Raw genomic sequence first — 19327 nt, 5'->3', positions numbered from 1 at the left:
GGAGTGTAATAAACCCTTTAGCCAGCCGGGTCTTTGCGGCCTGGCCTTGGATACACAGGAGCCCCCATGTCGGTCGCCACACTGGAACGCACGCAGCAGACCCATCAACAATTCGAGATTCTTCCCTTCGACGCCCCGCTGGGTGCCGAAATCATCGGGCTGGACCTGAACCTGCCGATTTCTGCTCAAGAGCTGGCCCGCATCCGCAGCGCCCTGGTCAATCACGGGGTGCTGGTCTTCCGCGACCAGCGCATCACGCCGCAGCAGCACATCGACTTCAGCCGCCGCTTCGGCCCTTTGCAGGTGCATGTGCTCAATCGCTTCCACCTCGCTGGCCACCCGGAAATCCTGATCGTCTCCAACGTGGTCGAGAACGGCAAACCGATCGGTCTGGTCGATGCCGGCGCCGACTGGCATTCGGACCTGTCCTACATGCCCAAGCCCAGCCTGGGCGCGCTGCTGCATTCACAGGAATTGCCGGCCGAGCGCGGTGACACGCTCTACGCCAATACCGCCGATGCCTGGGATACCCTGCCGGCTGCCTTGAAGACCCTGCTCGCAGGCAAACGCGCCGTGCATTCCTACGTCTACCGTTACGAACGCCTGCGCAAGCTCTCGCCCTGGCGCGCGCCGCTGACCCAGCAGCAGATCGACGAAGTGCCGCCGGTGGAGCATCCGGTGGTGATCACCCATCCCGAAAGCGGTCGCCAGATCCTCTTCGTCAGCGAAGGTTTCACCTCGCATATCGTGGGTATCCCGCGTGATGAAAGCGATGCGCTGCTCAAGGAGTTGCACGCCCACATCACCCGCCCGTCCAACCTTTATACCCACAAGTGGCAAGCGCACGACCTGGTGTTCTGGGACAACCGCAGCACCCAGCACTACGCTGCGATCACCCCACAACACCTGCGCCGCACGCTCTATCGCACCACCGTCGAAGGCGATGTGCCGCGCTGAAGATTGGCCGGTGGCGTTGCTACCACCCTGGTATCAAGACGGAATACGCTGACAGATGCTGTCAATGAGGCGGCCTGGTCTTGCATGGACCGGGCCGCTGCTGCGGCCTCTTCCACCAGCGCGGCATTCTGCTGGGTGGCTTCATCGATGTGGGCGATGGCCAGGTTGACCTGCCCGATGCCATCACTCTGTTCCTGGCTGGCGCGCGTGATTTCACCCACGATCTCGGTCACGCGCGCCACACTATGGACGACTTCGTGCATGGTGTCGCCGGCCTGCGCCACCAGCCGGCTGCCATCGCCGACCTTGGCCACCGACTCATCGATCAATTGCTTGATTTCCTTGGCCGCCGAGGCCGAGCGCTGCGCCAGTGAACGTACTTCGGAGGCCACCACCGCAAAGCCGCGTCCCTGTTCGCCGGCGCGTGCCGCTTCCACGGCCGCATTCAAGGCCAGGATATTGGTCTGGAAGGCGATGCCATCGATCACGCCAATGATGTCGGCGATCTTTTCGGAAGAGGCATGGATCTGGCTCATCGTCGCCACCACCTGGTCCACCACTGCGCCCCCCTGGCTGGCTACCTGCGAGGCCGAGGCCGCCAACTGGTTGGCCTGGCGCGCGTTGTCGGCGTTCTGCTTGACGGTGGAGGTCAGTTGTTCCATCACCGATGCGGTTTCTTCCAGCGAGCCGGCCTGTTGCTCGGTGCGAGCTGACAGGTCCAGGTTGCCGGTAGCGATTTCGCGCGAGGTGGCGTTGATGCTCTCGGTGCTTGAGCGCACGCGTCCCACGATGTCTTGCAGGTTGTCGTTCATCGACTTCAGTGCAGTGAGCAATTGACCGGTTTCGTCGCGGGCATCGCTATCGATGCGCGAGCTCAGGTCGCCGGCTGCCACGCTCTGGGCAATGGCCAGCGCCTGGTTCAACGGACCTGTGATGCTGCGCGTGAGCAACCAGGCCAACAGCGCGCCCAATACCAGTTCGCAGGCGCCCAGGATCACCAACATGCTGCGACCCGAGCGGTAATTGTGGTTGATGTCGGCGGCCGTCTCATCGATCACTTTCTTCTGGAACTCGGCATAGCGCAGCACGCTGTTGGCGTAGTCATCCATCAGTTTGACCAGTATGGTATCGGTCATCTCGCGGGCGCGGGTGGGGTCACCTGCCTTTTTGATGTCGAAGATATTCTTGCGTGTATCACGGTAGGCGGCGCGCAGTTGGGAGACTTGATCGAACAGGCGCTTTTCTTCCGGGTCCGCAATGGCCTCTTCGACGCGCTTCTGAAGCAGGCTGATCCGGGCCGACTGCGCATCGATCTGCTTCTGGAAATACTGCTGGACGGCGGGGTCGTCGCTCTTCATCACGGCGAAGGTGCGCACGCCGTTTTCCTTGATGGCGGCGTGCCATTGCACGGCATCGCGTTCCTTTTTCAGTGCAACCTGGACCATCGCATCGGTCGCATCGCCGATGCTGCCCAGGCGCCACGCGCCCAGTCCCACCATTACCACCATCAACATCAGCAATGCAATGAAGCCGATGGTCAGACGTGCCCCGATCTTGAGGTTTTTCATCCTCGTTTCCCTTGAGTAATGCCCCGGGCGGCTACTTTGGCTTTTGTGATCGTGGGCCCGGTGCAGGTTGCAATCATGAAGTGCAAATCCGTACAGCTTGTCGAGGCTAACACAGGCCTGGGTTCATGCATCAGAACTCAGGAATGCCCTGATACCGACGTTGTACCGAAACAAAGAAAGTATTGAGGAAATGAGTGCTAGTGGCCCGTCGCGGCCGCATCCCACTCCATGGCGGCATCCAGCGGATAGATAGGCCGCCGCACCTGCTTGATCGGGAACAGCCGGAAATTGGCGCTGGTCGGCCCGCCGCTATCGGAATCGCATTCCACCAGCGCCCGGCTGATAGGCACAAATACCGGACGGCAATACATGCGCGACTTCAGGATCAGGAAGGCTTGCTGCGCCGGATCCAGGCCCAAGCTGGTAAACACGCCCAGGTCATACGGCTCGACCCGTTCTTCGGTGACCACGATGCGTGCCGCGCCGATGTCGAACAGCACGCTGCGCCCCATCTGCAAGGTCGAGCCGGTATAGATCGGCCCGCTGACCGTAAAGCGTCCGTCGCTGATGGCCACCACCTTGCCGGTATAGACCGGCGGCACTTTGACGATGCCCTGGGCCGCTAGCGCCACCTTGTTGCCAACCGCCAGTGTGACAGTGGCGCCGACCCCGGCCTGGATCAACTGCGCGACCGCCTCCGGGTCGCTGATGGGGCCCACGGCGATGCCTTCAAGTCCGGCCGCCAACGCTGCTTCCAGCACGTCCATGGTGTTGCAGGTGCCGCCAGACATGACATTGTCGCTATGGTCCAGCAACAGCACCGGCCCCTGGCCCGGCGCCTGGCTCCATTGCCGGGCCTGCGCCAGCGACTGCGCCAGCGGCAGGCTGTCGTAGACGAAGTCGGCGCGTTCGTCCCAGATCTGCCGGGCCAGGCGTGCCGCCACGGCATCGGCCAGCGCCGCGTCATGTTCGGTCACGACGACCACCGACATGCCGGCATCGCGAAAGTCCGATAACGGGAAACCCGCCAGCACCGATACCGCCAGCACCCCCGCCTCCTGCTCAGCGGCCTTGGCGGCCTCTACCGCGCGCTGCATGGCTGAGGCCGAGGTATTGCTGGTCAGCGTGGCCGATAGCACCGGTACCTGACGCCAGGCCATGGTGGGTTGCGATTTTTTTTGCAGCAAGGCCAGCAACAGGCGTGCCGCGTGTTCGCCGGTCTCGGCCATGTCGATATGCGGATAGGTCTTGAAGCTGACGATGATGTCGGCATTGGCCACCATCTTCTGCGTGACGTTGCCATGCAGGTCCAGCGCCACCGCCAGCGGTGTGTGCGGGGCGATGCGGCGGATGCGTTCCAGCAGTTCCCCTTCGCCATCGTCGGCATTCTCGGCCACCATGGCGCCGTGCAGGTCCAGCAGGATGGCGTCGCAGCCAGCCTCGACGGCGCGCACGATGGCTGCGCACATCAGCGTATAGGCATCGGCTGCCACCGCCGCGCTGGGGTTGGCCCAGGCCGCCACTGGCGTGACGATCTCGGCGCCGATCCGTTCAGCCATGTCGAGGAAGGCGCCCATGGCGGTGCGTGCGCCCTTCTGGTCAAGATAGGCGGCGTGATCCCATTGCGGGGCGAAGGCATCCAGGGGCGTGGCAATCGGCGAGAAGGTATTGGTCTCGTGATTCATGCGTGCAATGACGATTTTTGGCTTCATGTTCAGTTTTTTGCATCAATCCATTTTCATGCACCGATTACTCGGTGACGGCACCCGCGCTGGCCAGCATGGCCTGCAACAGCACGTTGCAGCCGGCTTCCAGATGCTCCGGGCGGGCGTCTTCGATTTCGTTGTGCGACACCCCATCCTTGCAGGGCACGAAGATCATGCCGGCCGGCGCCAGGCGCGCAGCATAGATGGCGTCATGCCCGGCCCCCGAGACCACGTCCATGGTCTTGTAACCCAGCGCTGCGGCAGCGGCACGCACATTGTCCACGCAGTGCGGATGGAAGGGGCAGGGCGGGAAGTAGGACACCCGTTCCAGTTCGATGGAGAGCCCGCTCTTCTTGCGCATGGCTTCCAGGTAGGCCAGCAGGTCTTCGTGCATCCGGGTCAGCGAGGCCTCGCTGACATTGCGCAGGTCGATGGAAAACTTCACCTGCCCCGGAATGACGTTGCGGCTATTGGGCAGCACCTGCACCTGACCCACCGTGCCACGACCATAAGGTGCATAGCGATGGGCGATGGCCACCACCTCCTGCATGATGTAGGTCGAGACCTGCAGCGCATCCTTGCGGATTTCCATCGGCGTTGGTCCGGCATGGGATTCGAAGCCGGTCACCGTGCAGTCGTACCAGGACAGACCCAGCACCGCAGGCACCACGCCGATGACGGTATCGGCATTTTCCAGCACCGGCCCCTGTTCGATATGCGCCTCGTAATACGCGCCGATGGGATGCTCGCCGCAGACTTGCTCGCCGATGTAGCCGATGCGCTCCAGTTCGTCGCGCACGTTCTTGCCGTCGACGTCGGTGGCGTGGTAGGCGTGTTCCAGCGTAAAGGCGCCGCAGAAGACCCCGGAACCCATCATCACCGGCACGAAGCGCGAGCCCTCTTCATTGGTCCATACCGCCACCTCGATCGGGGCTTCGGTCTGGATGTTGTGCTGGTTCAGCGTGCGGATCACCTCGATGCCGGCGAGCACGCCATAGTTGCCGTCGAACTTGCCGCCGGTGGGTTGGGTATCGATGTGCGAGCCGGTTATCACCGGTGGCAGCGCATTGTTGCGCCCAGGGCGACGCATGAAGATGTTGCCGATCTGGTCCACTACCACGCTCATGCCCTCGGCGCGCGCCCAGGAAGTGACCAGGTCGCGGCCCTGCTTGTCGAGGTCGGTCAGCGCCAGGCGACACACGCCACCCTTGGAGGTGCCGCCGATCTGCGCCAGTTCCATCAGGGAATTCCACAGGCGGGCGCCATCGATGCGCAGGGTGGAGGCTTGGGTCTTCATATCCATATCGAGTCCTTGTTCGGTTTGGCGGTGTTCAGGCCGCCAGATTCACACCCAGGTAACGGTCCTTCACCCCCTCATCCGCCAGGAACTCGGCATTGCTGCCGCTATAGACGATGCGCCCCTGTTCCACGATGTAGTGCCGGTCCGCCAATTGGGTACACACTTCCAGGTTCTGCTCCACCAGGATGATGGACATCCCGGTGCGCTTGATCTGCTTGATCTGCGCCACGATCTCATCGACGATCACCGGCGCCAGTCCTTCCACCGGTTCGTCCAGCATCAGCACGCGCGGATGCGTCATCAGTGCGCGCGCAATGGCCAGCATTTGCTGCTCGCCACCGGAGAGCTGGCCACCGCCATTCTTGCGACGCTCCTTCAGGCGCGGGAAGATGGCATAGATCTCTTCCAGTCCCCACGCCGATTGCTTGCGCGCGGCCATGGTCAGGTTCTCTTCCACGGTGAGCAACTTGAAGATGCCGCGATGCTCCGGCACCAGGCATACGCCGCGCGCCGCTATTTGGTAGGAGGGCAGGCCACTGATGACCTGGCCCTCGAACCGCACCTGTCCCTGCGCCGGCGGCACCACCCCGACGATGCTCTTCAAGGTAGTGGTCTTGCCTGCGCCATTGCGCCCCAACAGTGTCACCACCTCGCCCGCATCGACCTGCAGCGATACGCCCTGCAGGATGTGGCTCTTGCCATAGTAGCCGTGAACGTCTTGTACTTGCAGGATCATGCTTTGCCTCCGGTGATCATGCTGCCGAGATAGGCCCGGCGCACGCGTTCGTCACTGCGGATCTCGGCCGGCTTGCCCTGGGCCAGGATCTGGCCCAGCTGCATCACCGTGATGCGGTCCGAGATATCCATCACGATATCCATGTTGTGCTCGATCAGCACCACCGTGTAGTCGCGCCGCAGCCCGTGGATGAGCTGCTTCATCTCGGCGATGTCGTCGATGCCCATGCCCGAGGTCGGCTCATCCAGGAAGATCACCTTGGGCCGCCCGGCCATGGCCATGCCCACTTCCAGCCGGCGTTGCTGGCCATGTGAAAGTTCTGCACAGGCGCGCCCCGCCACCGCCTGCAGGGACAGGCGCGCCAGCAGCTCATCGGCCAGCGCACAGGCGGATGTGAATTGTTCGGCACGTTTCCACGGGTTCAGTGCCGCCAGTGGAGCGCGGCCTTGCGCCGCCAGTCGCAGGTTCTCGCGCACGCTCAGGTTGGGGAACAGGCTGGTCACCTGGAAGGAGCGCGCCAGACCTTTCTGCACCCGGCGATTGCCGGGCAGATGGGCCACCTCTTCGCCTTCGACCAGGATGCTGCCTTCGGTGATGGGCGTGGTCCCGGTCAGCGTATGGAATAGCGTGGTCTTGCCCGCGCCATTGGGGCCGATCACCGAATGCACGGTGCCGGCCTCGATATCGAGCGTGATGCCATTGACGGCGGTGAACTTGCCATAGCGCTTGGTCACGTTCACCGCTTGCAGGATGGGGCGGCTCATGAGTGCTTCTCCTTGGTCACGGTGGTGCTCTGTGCCGGGTCTTCCTTGCGGCCGCGCACGGCGTCGATGATCTTCAGCGCGAGGCCGAACAAGCCCTTCTGCATGTAGAGACTGACCGCGATCAACAGCAGCCCCAGCAGCATCAGCCAGCGCGGCCACAGCGTGGAAAGCCAGTTGCCCACCAGCACGTAGAAGCTTGCCCCCAGCACCGAGGCAAACAGGTTGCCGGTGCCGCCGATGACGGTCATCACCAGGATCGCTTCGCTGGTGTGGTATTCGATGTTGGACAAGGGCGCCACGCCCGTCATCATCGCGTGCAGTCCGCCGGCCAGACCCGTCACCGCACCCGAGATGACGAAGGCGGCCAGCTTCAGCAGCCGCACGTCATAGCCCAGTGCCGAGGCACGCGCTTCGTTTTCGCGCACCGCCAAGAGCGTCTTGCCCAGCACCGAATCGACCATCCGTTGCAGCAGCCAGAACACCAGCACGAACAGGATGGCCACCACCGCGTAGTACTGCCAGGAAGACGTGGTGGGCAGTAGCGTTAGCCCGAACAGCGACAGCGGCGGTCGCGGGATGTCCAGCAAGCCGTTGTCGCCGCCGGTGAGGTCTTTCATCGTATAGGCCAGGAAGTAAAACATCTGGGCAAAGGCCAGCGTGAGCATGACGAAGTAGGTGCCGCGCTGGCGGATCGAGAACCAGCCCACCAGTAGCGCCACCAGTGCGCCACCCAGCGCCGCCAGGGCCAGTGCGGGCAGCAGCGCCAGCTTCCACTGCAGCAGCAGCACGCCTGCGGTATAGCTGCCCACCCCAAAGAAGATGCCCTGGCCGAAGGACATCAGCCCGGTATAGCCCAGCAGCAGGTTGCAGCCCAGCGCGGCCAGCGCAAACACCAGCACTTCGGTGGCCAGCGTGCCCGAGGGCAGCAGCAACGGCAACAGCAGAGCCACGGCGGCCGCCAGCAGGGTGTAACGGAAATACGCAATCTGTTTCATGGAAACCTCGGTGCAGAAAACGTCAAACTGCCTCAGGCCGCGCCGGGCCGACCCAGCAGACCGTTGGGACGCAGCAGCATGACTGCCGCCATCGCCACGTAGATCATCAGGTGTGCGCCCTCGGACCATACGGTGCTCATCACACTCTGCACGATGCCGACCAGGATGCCGCCGATGAGCGCGCCCCAGAAACTGCCCAGCCCACCGATGACCACCACCACGAAAGCAATCCCCAGCGCCTCCACGCCCATGAAGGGATCGGCGCCGCGAATGGGGGCCGCCAGCGCTCCGGCAAGCCCGGCGGTGGCCGCGCCCAGGGCGAACACCAGGCTGAAGATGCGGTTGATGTTCAGGCCCAGCAGGCTGACCATTTCGGTCGATTCCGAGCCGGCGCGCACGATCGAGCCCAGGCGCGTACCTTCCAGCACCCACCACAGCAGCAGCGCCATCACCGCCGTCAGGCCGATCACGAAGAGCCGGTACTTGGGATAGACGAAGCTGCCCCAGATCACCACCCCCTGCAACAGATCGGGTGGCGAGACATTGTTGCCCAGCGGTCCCCAGGTCGAGATCACCGCTTCCTGGATCACCAGCGCCATGCCCACCGTAAAGAGGATGTGGAAATGGTGTGGCAGGGCATACACATGGCGCAGCACGAAGCGCTCCACCACCCAGGCGAACAGGCCCACCCCCAGCGGCGCCACCAGCAAGGACCACCAGAAGCTCAAGCCCAGGTCGGTGACCTCGAAGCACAGGTAGGCGCCCAGCAGGAAGAAGGCGCCATGCGAGAAATTGACGAAGCGCAGCAGGCCGAAGACGATCGACAGGCCCACCGCCAGCAGGAAGTAGAGCATACCGATGCCCACGCCATTGGCGATCTGCAGCAGATAGATGTTCATGGAACCTCGTGACGAAGATGCAGCAAACGCGGCCCGCCCGCAGCGCTGAACGACGGACGGACCTTGGATCTCAAGCGCGGGACATCACAGCTTGCACTGCGTCTTCTCCAGCGCCAGGAACGACTTGCCGGAAGAGACGATGTCTGCATAGTCGTTCTTGTTGGCCATCTTCGCCTTGGCCTTGCCCTTGAGCAGGTAGTAGTTCTTGATGACCTGATGATCGCCCTTGCGGATTTCCTCGGTACCGGTCAGGCCTTCGTACTTCATGCCTTCCATGGCTGCGATCACCGCCTTGGGATCGGTGCTGTTGGCCTTGAGGATGGCCTCCAGGATGATCTTGGTACAGATGTAGGAGCCGGCCAGGCTGTAGTTGGGATCGATCTTCAGGTTGTCGTTGACCAGCTTGACGAATTCCTTGTTGAAGGGCGCGTCGATGCCGTGCCAGTATTGCGCGCCGAAGTAGACGCCCTCGCAGATATCCGCGCCCAGCGCCTCGAACTGTTCCAGCCCCGAGGCCCAGGCCATGAGGATGGTGCAATTGTTCTTCATACCGAAGCTGACCGCCTGGCGCAAGGTGTCCGAGGATTGTGAACCGAAGTTCAGCAATAGCAGCACGTCCGGCTTGGCCGCGATGGCATTGGTGAGGTAGCCGGAGAATTCCTTTTCGGTCAGCGAGTGGTAGCTGTTGCCCACGTGCTCGATACCCTTTTCCTTGAAGATATTCTTGGCCGCCGACAGCAAGCCTTCGCCGAATACGTATTGCGGCGTGATGGTGTACCAGCGCTTGGCATTGGGCAGCTTTTCCAAGAGCGGGCGCACGGTCTGTTCAATGGCGCCAAAGGTCGGCACCGACCAGCGGAAGGTGGCGCGGTTGCAATCGCTGCCGGTGATTTCATCGGCGCCGGCGGTGGTGATGAAGACCGCACCGGCCTTGTCGGCTTCCTTGCCCATGGCCAGTGCTTCGCCGGAGAGGATGCCACCGGCAAAGAAGCGCGTGCCCTTCTCGATGGTTTCCTGCATCTTGCGTACGGCGGTGGCCGGCTTGCCTTCGGTGTCGAGGGTGACATAGCTGGTGCTCTTGCCGAGCACCTTGCCGTATTTCTGCAGGGCCAGCTTCATGCCCATGTCGGCGAACTTGCCATTGGCGGCGAAGGGGCCGGACATCGGCACCGGACAGCCGAAGGCGATGCTCTCGGCCTGGGCCCACACATCGTGATAGCTCAGTGCGCCGGGCGCGGCCAGTGCAGACAGTTTCAGGAAATTGCGACGGCTGATCATGCTTGTTTCTCCCTCGAAGCGAACGATTGAAAGATGACATCCATGGAAATTACGCAACACTGCATTACCGCTTGCCAACGCAAGTTCCATGCCCATGCTTTCCCCTAAAACTTAGGAAGCGATGGGCAGTGAAGATGGCGTGGACGTGTGAAAGCCTGCGCCGCGAACGGGCGGAAAGGATCCGGTCAATAGGGATGCACTGCCTGATGCGCATGGCGCAAGGCAGTGTCGTGACGATGAAAAAACGCTGCAGCAGCGCGCCTTGCGCCGCATGGCGTAAGCCATCATGGGGCTCCTCCTGCCGCTCCGATGAGCGGGTCTCCTACGTTATGTTGCCGTTCTCCCGTGCTGCCGGTGTGTGTCCACCGGTCTGCCACGACGGTCTGGTTTTTTAAGTTTTCTTACTTTTGGTGCAGGCCCGCAATGTCTTTCTTGCGGGCTGGGGAAGGCTGAAGTCTTCTGCACCGCGCCTGACGTTTTCTGCACCAACAACACGATGGCCATGTGCCGGCCAGCTCTTGCATCATACCTGCGCGCCAAAGAAAAACGGCATGAAAATTTCATGCCGTTGATCCTGATTATTTCATCTGCGGGAAAGCGAATTCCGCACCGGCGCTGGCCGTATTGGGCCAGCGCTGCATCACTGCCTTGGCCCGGGTATAGAAGCGTACGCCTTCCGGCCCGTACATGTGGTGGTCGCCGAACAGGCTGCGCTTCCAGCCGCCGAAGCTGCTGAAGGCCATCGGCACCGGCAGCGGCACATTCACCCCCACCATGCCTACTTCGATCTGGCGCACGAACTCGCGCGCCACGCCGCCATCGCGGGTATAGACCGCCACGCCATTGCCATACTCATGCGCGTTGATCAGTTCCACCGCGCTGGCGATGTCCGGGCAGCGCAGCACGCACAGTACCGGACCAAAGATTTCTTCCTTGTACACCGTCATTTCCGGCGTGACGCGATCGAGCAAAGTACCGCCAACGAAGAAGCCTTTCTCGAAGCCGGGCACCTGGTAGCCGCGGCCATCGACCACCAGCGTCGCGCCTTCCTCGACGCCACGGCCGATCAAGCCTTCGATGCGTTCCTTGGCAGCGGCGGTGACCACCGGGCCCATCTCGGCCCCGGCCGCCATGCCTTCATTGATCTTCAGCGCGCGGGTGCGTTCGGCCAGGGCCGCGACCAGTTCATCACCGGCGCTGCCCACGGCTACCGCCACCGAGATCGCCATGCAGCGCTCGCCAGCCGAGCCGTAGGCCGCGCCCATGAGGGCATCCACAGCCAGTTGCATGTCGGCATCGGGCATCACCACCATGTGGTTCTTGGCGCCGCCCAGGGCTTGCACGCGCTTGCCCTTGGCCGAGCCACGGGCGTAGATGTATTCGGCAATCGGGGTCGAGCCGACGAAGCTGATGGCTTTCACCTGCGGGTGATCCAGCAGGGCGTCCACGGTCACCTTGTCACCCTGCACCACGTTGAAGACGCCATCGGGCAGGCCGGCTTCCTGCAACAGATCGGCGATCAGGAGCGCAGCCGAAGGATCGCGCTCGGAAGGTTTCAACACGAAGCAGTTGCCACAGGCAATGGCGATGGGGAACATCCACATCGGCACCATCGCCGGGAAGTTGAACGGCGTGATGCCGGCCACCACGCCCAGCGCCTGGCGCATCGACCAGGCGTCGATGCCGCGGGCGATCTGGTCGGTGTATTCGCCCTTGAGCATCTGCGGGATACCGGCGGCGAACTCGACGATCTCGATGCCGCGCGCCACTTCGCCCTGGGCGTCCGAGAAGGTCTTGCCATGCTCGCGCACGATGATGCGGGCAAAGTCATCGGCGCGTTGCTGGATCAGGTGCAGGAAGCGAAACAGCACGCGCGCGCGCGTCAGTGGCGGGGTGTTGGACCAGGCCGGGAAAGCAGCCACGCCGGCCTTCACTGCGGCATCGACTTCGTCGCTCGTACCCAGCGCCACCTGCGCCACCGGCACGCCTTGCGCCGGGTTGAAGACATCGGCGTAACGTCCGCTCTTGGTATCGACGCGCTGGCCGCCGATGTAGTGTGCAATCTTTTCCATGAATCTTTCTTGCGTTGTGATGTGGGATCAGGCCAGGGTCTTGAGGATGGCCGCCAGCTTGCCGAACAGTTCGTCGATCTGCTGCTTGTTGATGATCAACGGCGGCGACAGCGCGATGATGTCGCCGGTCACGCGGATCAGGATGCCGTCATTGAAGGCACGCACGAAGGCGTCATAGGCGCGGGCACCGACGCGGCCGGGAATGGAGGACAGCTCGATGCCGGCGATCAGGCCAATGGTACGCACGTCGATCACGTGCGGCAGGCCGCGCAGGGCGTGCGCGGCTTCCTGGAAATAGTCCGCCACCGCTTGGGCATTCTCCAGCACGCCCTCGGTCTGGAACACCTCCAGCGAAGCCAGGCCGGCCGCGCAGGCCAGTGGGTGGCCGGAATAGGTATAGCCGTGGAACAGCTCGATGCCGTCCGGGCCGTTCATGAAGGCATCGTGGATTTCCTTCTTCACGAACACTGCACCCATCGGCACCACGCCATTGGTCAAGCCCTTGGCGGTGGTGAAGATATCCGGTTCGACATCGAAGTAGTCCGACGCAAAGGGCGTCCCCAGGCGGCCGAAGCCGGTGATGACTTCATCGAAGATCAACAGGATGCCGTGCTTGGTGCAGATTTCGCGCAGGCGCTTGAGGTAGCCCTTGGGCGGGATCAGCACGCCGGTGGAGCCGGCCACCGGTTCCACGATCACGGCGGCGATGTTGGAGGCGTCGTGCAGGGTGACCAGGCGTTCCAGCTCATCGGCTAAGTGTGCGCCGTACTCCGGCTCGCCCTTGGTGAAGGCGTTCTTTTCCAGGTTGTGGGTATGCGGCAGATGGTCCACGCCCGGCAGCAGTGCGGTGCTGAAGGTCTTGCGGTTGCCGCCGATGCCGCCCACCGACATACCGCCGAAGCCCACGCCGTGATAGCCGCGCTCGCGACCGATCAGGCGGGTGCGGGTGGCATTGCCTTTGGCGCGATGATAGGCCAGGGCGATCTTGAGGGCGGTATCCACCGATTCCGAGCCGGAGCCGGTATAGAACACGTGCGCAAAGCGGTTGCCGGTATAGGCTTTCAAGCGCTCGGCCAGTTCGAAGGCGCTCGGGTGGCCCAACTGGAAGGAGGGGGCGTAGTCCAGCGTGGCCACCGACTTCTGCACGGCGGACACGATCTTGGGATGGGCGTGGCCCAGCGGCACGCACCACAGGCCGGCCGTGCCGTCCAGGATGGCATTGCCGGCATCGTCGCGGTAATGCATCCCTTCGGCCGACACCAACATGCGCGGCGCGGCCTTGAAATTGCGGTTGGCGGTGAAGGGCATCCAGTAGGCCGACAGGCTGGAGGGATGCGATGGGTCTTGGCTGGACATGGCAGGCACCGTGGAAAATGGAGAAATGAAGGAAACAGAATAAGAGTGCTTGATTATTGCCAGACAGGGGCAGTATTGTTAGATACACTTTTGATTTTGCTCTGAAACTGTATTGTCAGTGTTAATGAACTGTATTGTCCTGGGCGGCGATAAACTTTCTCTTCGGCACTCCTGGTGTTAGCTTCCATGTCCCGCTATCAGCCCTTATTTGGCGCTGGATCGGCAGAGCAGGATGGGCTGATCCGATGAGCAATACAGTTGCCGATTAAACGATACACATCGCTCATTTTCAGTAATACAGTGGTAGGCAAGCACACCCCTGCCCGAAAGGATGACATGGCCAAGCCGGCACGCGCACGCTGCAACTGGACCTGCAACGCAACACCTCGCCCCGCCTGTGGAACAGGTCGCCGACGGCCTGGCCGGCTTGATCGAAGCCGGCGAACTGCGCTCGGGCGAACGCCTGCCCTCGGTACGCCAGTTCGCCCACAGCCACGCCATCGGCGCCTCCACCGTGGTGGAAGCCTATGAACAACTGGTGGCGCGTGGCATATTGCTGGCGCGGCGTGGGGCGGGCTTCTTTGTCGCTGCCCGGGCCGGGCAATCGGGACCGCGTGCGGTCTTCGTGCCACCCGAACCGGTGATCGACTCGGCCTGGCTGCTCTCGGAAATGTTTGCCGATGAGCGCGTCCCCATCAAGGCCGGCTGCGGCTGGTTGCCCGGCAAGTGGCTCAACGACGAAGGCCTGCACCAAGCCGAGCGCCGCATCATCCGCTCGCCCGGCGCGCAGCAAGTCGGCTATGGCCACCCCTACGGCTATGCCCCGCTGCGTCAGTTGATCACGCAATTCCTTGGCCACTGGTCGCTGGAACTGGGCATCGAGCAGGTGCTGACCACCCACGGCGCCACCCAGGCGCTGGACCTGGTGATCCGCACCATGACCCAGCCCGGCGACACGGTCCTCATCGACGACCCCGGCTACTGCAACCTGATCGCCATGCTGCGCCTGGCGGGCTTGAACGTGATCGGCGTGCCGCGCACCCCGGGCGGGGTCGATACCGATGTACTGGAAACACTGGCGCGCACGCACCACCCCAAGATGTTCTTCACCACCAGCGTCTTGCAGAACCCCACGGGCACGTCCTACACCCCGGCCTGTGCCATGCGCGTGCTGCAGGCAGCCGAGCGGCATGGTTTCTGGGTAGTGGAAGATGACATCTTCCGCGAACTCGGCCAGGCCACCGACCCCATGCTGGCCGCACTGGATGGCTTGCAGCGGGTGATCTACGTGGGCAGCTATTCCAAGACCATCGCGCCCTCGCTACGGGTGGGCTATATCGCCTGCCAGCGTGAACTGGTGCGGCAGATCGTGCATACCAAGATGGTGTTGACGTTGACCAACTCCGAAATCAACGAGCGCCTGGTGCATAACGTGCTGACCGAAGGTCATCACCGCCGCCATGTGCAGACCCTCAACGCCACCTTGCTCAATGCCCAGGCGACCTTGAATGCCAAGCTTACCGAGGTCGGGCTGACCCCCTTTACGGCAGCGCGCGGCGGCATGTTCAGCTGGGCGACCATCGAAGGGTGCGAGTTGTCGGCACGCGAGATTGCAGACCGCGCCCGGCAGAAGGGGATCTGGCTGGCACCGGGGGATTTCTTTCATCTGTCGGCGCCGCACAAGACCAGTTTCCGCTTCAATGTGGGGTATGCGGATGTGCCGGAGTTGTTTGATTTTTTGCGGGGGTTGTAGGCCGCCTAAGGTGACCGACGCCCAGGGCGCAACACCAGCCATGTGGAGCTCACGATCAGCAAGCCGCCTATCCAACCCTGCAAGGACATGTGCTCCTTCATCCAGATGACGGCGATGAGCGCACCCCAAAGTGGCTCGCTACCCATCAGCAAGGCCACGCGTGACGGACTTGTGCGTGCCGCAGCATAGTTCTGGACGAAGAAGGAGTGCTATTGGCACTACTGGGGCTGATCGCGCTAGTGAAGTTTCGTGTACTTGATCGCCGGACCCATTATCAATGATCGCGCCCACTTCTCCCTTCGCCGAGCGCCATCGCGCGCTGGAAACCATCTCCGCCTGGGTACTGGCGCTGCTGTGGCTGCTACCGCTGCTGTATGCCCTGTGGACCGCCTTCCATCCGGCTGCCTATGCCACGCGCCTGGTCCTGGGTGCGCCACTGACCTTGCAGAACTTCGCCAACGCCTGGCAGGCCGCGCCCTTCCCGCGCTATTTCCTCAATACCTTCCTGCTGGTAACGATGATCCTGGCCGCGCAACTGGTGCTGGCCACCCTGGCGGCGTATGCCTTTGCCCGCTTCACGTTCCGGGGCAGCAATGTGATGTTCATGCTGGTGCTGCTGCAATTGATGGTGATGCCCGACATCCTGATCGTGGAGAACTACCAGACCATGAACCTGCTAGGCCTGCGCGACACCATCCTCGCCATCGGCCTGCCCTACTTCGCCTCGGCTTTCGGCATCTTTTTATTGCGCCAGACCTTCAAGACAGTGCCGCGCGAACTGGATGAAGCAGCCACCGTCGAGGGCGCCTCGCCCTGGCAGATCCTGATGCAGGTGTACGTACCGCTGGCCAAACCCATCTACATCGCCTTCGGGCTGGTGTCGGTGAGCACGCACTGGAACAACTTCCTGTGGCCGCTGATCGCGACCAATTCGGTGGAGTCGCGCCCGTTGACGGTGGGCTTGCAGGTGTTTTCCTCCACCGACCAAGGGGTGGACTGGTCCATCATCACGGCCGCCACGCTGATGACCTCGGCGCCACTGTTGCTGGCGTTCCTGCTGTTCCAGCGGCAGTTCGTGCAATCGTTCATGCGGGCGGGGATACGCTGAAGCGGCCGGGCCTCAATGGCCCGAAATTTCGGAAATCGAGGTGCGCACCACCTGCCTGGTATTCATGTCGAAATGAACGTTGAAGAGCCGGTCCTCATGCACGTAGTGATATTTCCAGTCCCACACTTCCTCATTCTTGCGGGCAAACTGCACCACGCTGCGCGGGCGGCCAAACTCGCGGCGGATCTGGTCGGCGGTCATGCCGGCACGGATGGTGTCGAAATGCTCCTGGGTCAGCACCTGGCGGTAGTCGAGCAAGGTGCCGGAGGCGCCGATGGCGAACATCCAGGTACGGATGCCTTCCGGTCCCTTGGGATATTCCAGCGTCCTGGCGCCCCCGCCGTCCTCCCAGACGGTATCGGGCTGCCCCATCACGCCGCGCACGTCGGCTTCGCTGGAAATGCCCTTTTGCAACTTGTCCAAACCAAACTCCTCGATGGGATTGCCATTGCGGTCGCAGCCGACCATGGCCAAAGCGACAAGAAAAGCCCCGCATTTGCCGGCATGGCGGCGCAGGCAGGTGAATAAAGGTTCACGCATAGGTAATTGATTATCCCTGATGAAGACAAGGTAAAATACGGCTTCTGTGTAACATTTGGCCTGAAAATATCATGCTCTTCGGAAAAAAGACCACCTACGTATCTGAAATCACCCAGTTCATCGACGAACTGAAGACGAAGAACCCGAAGCTGGAAGAGTCCCAACGCGCCGGCCGTGCCCTGCTGTGGGACAAGGAGCCGCTGGATCTGGACAAGACTGCCCGTGACAAGGCCTCGCGCGTGGCGCAACAGCCCTACGTCTACCAGAACCACTAAGCTATTGGCATGACCGTTCCAGCAGGTGGCGCCGAACCCGCCGGCCAGGCCGGCGCGGAACCCAGCGCCGACGCCATCGATATCACTCCCGCAGGACAGCAGGACAGCACGCCCGACGTGATCGACGGCGTGGCATTGGCACGCCTGTACGGCGAGCCGCTGTTCCAGTTGCCCAATGACCTCTACATCCCGCCGGATGCGCTGGAAGTGTTCCTGGAAGCCTTTCAGGGGCCGCTGGATCTGTTGCTGTACCTGATCCGCAAGCAAAACTTCAACATCCTGGACATTCCGCTGGCGCAAGTCACCGCCCAGTACCTGGAATACGTCGAGCAGATCCGCAAGCAGAATCTGGAACTGGCCGCCGAATACCTGCTGATGGCGGCCATGCTCATCGAAATCAAGTCACGCATGTTGCTGCCGGCCAAGAAGGCCGAGCCCGGCGAAGAGCCGGAAGACCCGCGTGCCGAGCTGGTGCGCCGTCTGCTGGAATATGAACAGATCAAGCTGGCTGCCCAGGAGCTGGACCAGTTGCCGCAGGTCGGGCGCGACTACGTGCGTACCCAGGTGCATATCGAGCAGACCGTAGTCACGCGCTGGCCGGAGGTGGACATCGATGACCTCAAGGCGGTCTGGGCCGATATCTTGAAGCGCGCCAAGCTGACCCAGCATCACCACATCAGCCGCGAGGAACTCTCGGTACGCGAGCACATGACAGGGATCCTGCGGCGCCTGCAGTCGGCTCGTTTCGTGGAGTTCTCCGACCTCTTCGATCCCGCGCGCGGAGTGCCGGTGGTGGTGGTCAACTTCATCGCCCTGCTTGAGCTGGCCAAGGAAACGCTGATCGAAATCACCCAGGCCGAAGCCTTCGCGCCCATCTATGTCAGACTGTCCTACTCGCCCAGTTGAACGGGCGCAGCACACCTGAAACCCGGGCTGGCTGACTCACGATACCTGCGCCGGCCATCCCGTAACCAGAGAATCCGCATGAAAATCATTTCCTCCATCGAAGAACTCCGCGACCACCTGCGCGGCCAGTTGCGCACCGCCTTCGTGGCGACCATGGGCAATCTGCATGAAGGCCATCTCTCGCTGATGCGCCTGGCGCGCACCCACGGCGATCCGGTGGTGGCCTCGATCTTCGTCAACCGCCTGCAGTTCGGCCCCAACGAGGACTTCGACAAGTATCCGCGCACCTTCCAGGCCGACGTCGAAAAGCTGGAGAAGGAAGGCGTCTACGTGCTCTTCGCCCCGACCGAAAAGGACATGTACCCGGAACCGCAGGAATACCGGGTGCAGCCGCCCAATGACCTGGGCAACATCCTGGAAGGTGAATTCCGTCCCGGTTTCTTCACCGGCGTGTCCACCGTGGTGATGAAATTGTTCTCCTGCGTGCAGCCGCGCGTGGCCGTGTTCGGCAAGAAGGATTACCAGCAGTTGATGATCGTGCGCAACATGGCGCGCCAGTTCGCCCTGCCCACCGAGATCGTCGGTGCCGAAACCTATCGTGCCGAGGACGGCCTGGCGCTGTCCTCGCGCAATGGCTACCTGTCTGCCGAGGAACGCGCCGAAGCGCCGCTGCTCTACCAGGTGCTCAACGATGTGGCCAATGAAGTGCGCGGTGGCCAGCACAATGTGGCCCAGGTCGAGCAACTGGCCATGCAACGCCTGGCCGCTCGAGGCTGGAAGCCGGACTATGTGGCCGTGCGCAAGCGTATCGACCTGCAAGCACCGTCGGCTGCCGACATGGAACAAGGCACGCCGCTGGTGGTGTTGTCGGCCGCCAAGCTGGGCGCGACCCGCCTGATCGACAACCTGGAAATCTGAACCATGCGCGTGGCGGCGCTTTTTTTCCTGCCATGGGCGGCGGCAGCGCTGCTGGTCAGCAGTGCTGCCCACGCCAGCCTCACCGTCCAGGATGACCTGGGCCAGACGGTCACACTGGCACAACCGGCCAGACGCATCATCAGCCTGGCGCCGCACGTGACCGAACTGCTCTATGCCGCCGGGCCGGCGCGCAGAT

General features: G+C 62.5%; 16 protein-coding genes and 3 pseudogenes. 7 read left to right on the top strand and 12 right to left on the bottom strand.

The window, feature by feature from the left end; all coding sequences use genetic code 11:
• Positions 1 to 66 precede the first annotated feature (66 nt).
• Positions 67 to 957 carry a TauD/TfdA dioxygenase family protein gene (locus tag I5W_RS26950; RefSeq protein ID WP_026051880.1) on the top strand — a complete coding sequence of 297 codons (891 nt, stop codon included), beginning with the start codon at positions 67 to 69 and terminating at the stop codon, positions 955 to 957.
• Here the strand turns inward: I5W_RS26950 and I5W_RS26945 are convergent.
• From I5W_RS26945 to I5W_RS26900, 10 genes are all read right to left on the bottom strand, one after another.
• On the bottom strand, positions 921 to 2525 hold the full coding sequence (locus I5W_RS26945) for a methyl-accepting chemotaxis protein (RefSeq protein ID WP_044531571.1): 1605 nt from the start codon (positions 2523 to 2525) through the stop codon (positions 921 to 923). The genes I5W_RS26950 and I5W_RS26945 overlap by 37 nt on opposite strands.
• 197 nt (positions 2526 to 2722) lie before the next feature.
• Complete coding sequence (locus tag I5W_RS26940) at positions 2723 to 4237, bottom strand: M81 family metallopeptidase (RefSeq protein WP_044531570.1); 1515 nt, start codon at positions 4235 to 4237, stop codon at positions 2723 to 2725.
• A 37-nt stretch (positions 4238 to 4274) separates the two neighbouring features.
• Positions 4275 to 5534: a Zn-dependent hydrolase gene (locus tag I5W_RS26935; RefSeq protein ID WP_044531569.1), complete on the bottom strand. Its 1260-nt coding sequence runs from the start codon at positions 5532 to 5534 to the stop codon at positions 4275 to 4277.
• Positions 5535 to 5562: 28 nt separating this feature from the next.
• Positions 5563 to 6267 carry an ABC transporter ATP-binding protein gene (locus tag I5W_RS26930; protein WP_044531568.1) on the bottom strand — a complete coding sequence of 235 codons (705 nt, stop codon included), beginning with the start codon at positions 6265 to 6267 and terminating at the stop codon, positions 5563 to 5565.
• Positions 6264 to 7031: an ABC transporter ATP-binding protein gene (locus tag I5W_RS26925; RefSeq protein WP_044531567.1), complete on the bottom strand. Its 768-nt coding sequence runs from the start codon at positions 7029 to 7031 to the stop codon at positions 6264 to 6266. Before I5W_RS26925 ends, I5W_RS26930 begins: the two co-directional genes overlap by 4 nt.
• The gene (locus tag I5W_RS26920) at positions 7028 to 8026 is read right to left on the bottom strand and encodes a branched-chain amino acid ABC transporter permease (protein WP_044531566.1); all 999 of its coding nucleotides are present in this window, start codon (positions 8024 to 8026) and stop codon (positions 7028 to 7030) included. The genes I5W_RS26925 and I5W_RS26920 overlap by 4 nt, the downstream gene beginning before the upstream one ends.
• Before the next feature lie 32 nt (positions 8027 to 8058).
• A complete protein-coding gene (locus tag I5W_RS26915; RefSeq protein WP_044531565.1) occupies positions 8059 to 8925 on the bottom strand; it encodes a branched-chain amino acid ABC transporter permease in 867 nt (288 codons plus the stop codon).
• A gap of 84 nt (positions 8926 to 9009) precedes the next feature.
• Positions 9010 to 10203, bottom strand: a complete 1194-nt coding sequence (locus I5W_RS26910) for an ABC transporter substrate-binding protein (RefSeq protein WP_044531564.1) — start codon at positions 10201 to 10203, stop codon at positions 9010 to 9012.
• Positions 10204 to 10781: 578 nt separating this feature from the next.
• Positions 10782 to 12275, bottom strand: coding sequence for a CoA-acylating methylmalonate-semialdehyde dehydrogenase (locus tag I5W_RS26905; RefSeq protein WP_044531563.1), 1494 nt, complete (start codon positions 12273 to 12275; stop codon positions 10782 to 10784).
• A gap of 27 nt (positions 12276 to 12302) precedes the next feature.
• Positions 12303 to 13631: an aspartate aminotransferase family protein gene (locus I5W_RS26900; protein ID WP_044531562.1), complete on the bottom strand. Its 1329-nt coding sequence runs from the start codon at positions 13629 to 13631 to the stop codon at positions 12303 to 12305.
• A gap of 336 nt (positions 13632 to 13967) precedes the next feature.
• Between I5W_RS26900 and I5W_RS26895 the strand changes: the two are divergent.
• Positions 13968 to 15384: pseudogene (locus tag I5W_RS26895) on the top strand (aminotransferase-like domain-containing protein).
• 5 nt (positions 15385 to 15389) lie between these two features.
• Here the strand turns inward: I5W_RS26895 and I5W_RS30625 are convergent.
• Positions 15390 to 15575, bottom strand: a pseudogene (locus I5W_RS30625) (EamA family transporter); the annotation flags it as partial.
• Between the two features lie 86 nt (positions 15576 to 15661).
• On the opposite strand from I5W_RS30625, the gene I5W_RS26890 reads away from it, so the two are divergent.
• Positions 15662 to 16492: a carbohydrate ABC transporter permease gene (locus tag I5W_RS26890; protein ID WP_044531560.1), complete on the top strand. Its 831-nt coding sequence runs from the start codon at positions 15662 to 15664 to the stop codon at positions 16490 to 16492.
• A gap of 12 nt (positions 16493 to 16504) precedes the next feature.
• Here I5W_RS26890 and I5W_RS26885 read toward each other — a convergent pair whose 3' ends face one another.
• Positions 16505 to 17032, bottom strand: coding sequence for an outer membrane protein assembly factor BamE (locus tag I5W_RS26885; RefSeq protein WP_044531559.1), 528 nt, complete (start codon positions 17030 to 17032; stop codon positions 16505 to 16507).
• 71 nt (positions 17033 to 17103) lie between these two features.
• On the opposite strand from I5W_RS26885, the gene I5W_RS26880 reads away from it, so the two are divergent.
• The 4 genes and pseudogenes from I5W_RS26880 to I5W_RS26865 all read left to right on the top strand — a co-directional run.
• Positions 17104 to 17307 (top strand): DUF3460 family protein, encoded by a 204-nt coding sequence (locus I5W_RS26880; RefSeq protein ID WP_017451675.1) that lies wholly within the window; start codon positions 17104 to 17106, stop codon positions 17305 to 17307.
• A 9-nt stretch (positions 17308 to 17316) separates the two neighbouring features.
• Positions 17317 to 18213 carry a segregation and condensation protein A gene (locus I5W_RS26875; protein ID WP_017451674.1) on the top strand — a complete coding sequence of 299 codons (897 nt, stop codon included), beginning with the start codon at positions 17317 to 17319 and terminating at the stop codon, positions 18211 to 18213.
• 78 nt (positions 18214 to 18291) lie between these two features.
• Positions 18292 to 19131, top strand: a complete 840-nt coding sequence (gene panC, locus I5W_RS26870; protein WP_017451673.1) for a pantoate--beta-alanine ligase — start codon at positions 18292 to 18294, stop codon at positions 19129 to 19131.
• Between the two features lie 3 nt (positions 19132 to 19134).
• Positions 19135 to 19327: pseudogene (locus tag I5W_RS26865) on the top strand (ABC transporter substrate-binding protein); the annotation flags it as partial.

The sequence above is a fragment of the Herbaspirillum sp. B65 genome, assembly GCF_000333555.1.
Lineage (GTDB): Bacteria > Pseudomonadota > Gammaproteobacteria > Burkholderiales > Burkholderiaceae_D > Herbaspirillum > Herbaspirillum rubrisubalbicans.
Note: the sequence above shows the minus strand (reverse complement) of the source record. Positions and strands in the feature narration are given on the sequence as shown.

Bases quoted from the DNA above. Each gene is read 5' to 3' on its own strand.
- I5W_RS26950 (WP_026051880.1), top strand. From the start codon at position 67: ATGTCGGTCGCCACACTGGAACGCACGCAGCAGACCCATCAACAATTC.
- I5W_RS26945 (WP_044531571.1), bottom strand. From the start codon at position 2,525: ATGAAAAACCTCAAGATCGGGGCACGTCTGACCATCGGCTTCATTGCA.
- I5W_RS26940 (WP_044531570.1), bottom strand. From the start codon at position 4,237: ATGAAGCCAAAAATCGTCATTGCACGCATGAATCACGAGACCAATACC.
- I5W_RS26935 (WP_044531569.1), bottom strand. From the start codon at position 5,534: ATGGATATGAAGACCCAAGCCTCCACCCTGCGCATCGATGGCGCCCGC.
- I5W_RS26930 (WP_044531568.1), bottom strand. From the start codon at position 6,267: ATGATCCTGCAAGTACAAGACGTTCACGGCTACTATGGCAAGAGCCAC.
- I5W_RS26925 (WP_044531567.1), bottom strand. From the start codon at position 7,031: ATGAGCCGCCCCATCCTGCAAGCGGTGAACGTGACCAAGCGCTATGGC.
- I5W_RS26920 (WP_044531566.1), bottom strand. From the start codon at position 8,026: ATGAAACAGATTGCGTATTTCCGTTACACCCTGCTGGCGGCCGCCGTG.
- I5W_RS26915 (WP_044531565.1), bottom strand. From the start codon at position 8,925: ATGAACATCTATCTGCTGCAGATCGCCAATGGCGTGGGCATCGGTATG.
- I5W_RS26910 (WP_044531564.1), bottom strand. From the start codon at position 10,203: ATGATCAGCCGTCGCAATTTCCTGAAACTGTCTGCACTGGCCGCGCCC.
- I5W_RS26905 (WP_044531563.1), bottom strand. From the start codon at position 12,275: ATGGAAAAGATTGCACACTACATCGGCGGCCAGCGCGTCGATACCAAG.
- I5W_RS26900 (WP_044531562.1), bottom strand. From the start codon at position 13,631: ATGTCCAGCCAAGACCCATCGCATCCCTCCAGCCTGTCGGCCTACTGG.
- I5W_RS26890 (WP_044531560.1), top strand. From the start codon at position 15,662: ATGATCGCGCCCACTTCTCCCTTCGCCGAGCGCCATCGCGCGCTGGAA.
- I5W_RS26885 (WP_044531559.1), bottom strand. From the start codon at position 17,032: ATGCGTGAACCTTTATTCACCTGCCTGCGCCGCCATGCCGGCAAATGC.
- I5W_RS26880 (WP_017451675.1), top strand. From the start codon at position 17,104: ATGCTCTTCGGAAAAAAGACCACCTACGTATCTGAAATCACCCAGTTC.
- I5W_RS26875 (WP_017451674.1), top strand. From the start codon at position 17,317: ATGACCGTTCCAGCAGGTGGCGCCGAACCCGCCGGCCAGGCCGGCGCG.
- panC (WP_017451673.1), top strand. From the start codon at position 18,292: ATGAAAATCATTTCCTCCATCGAAGAACTCCGCGACCACCTGCGCGGC.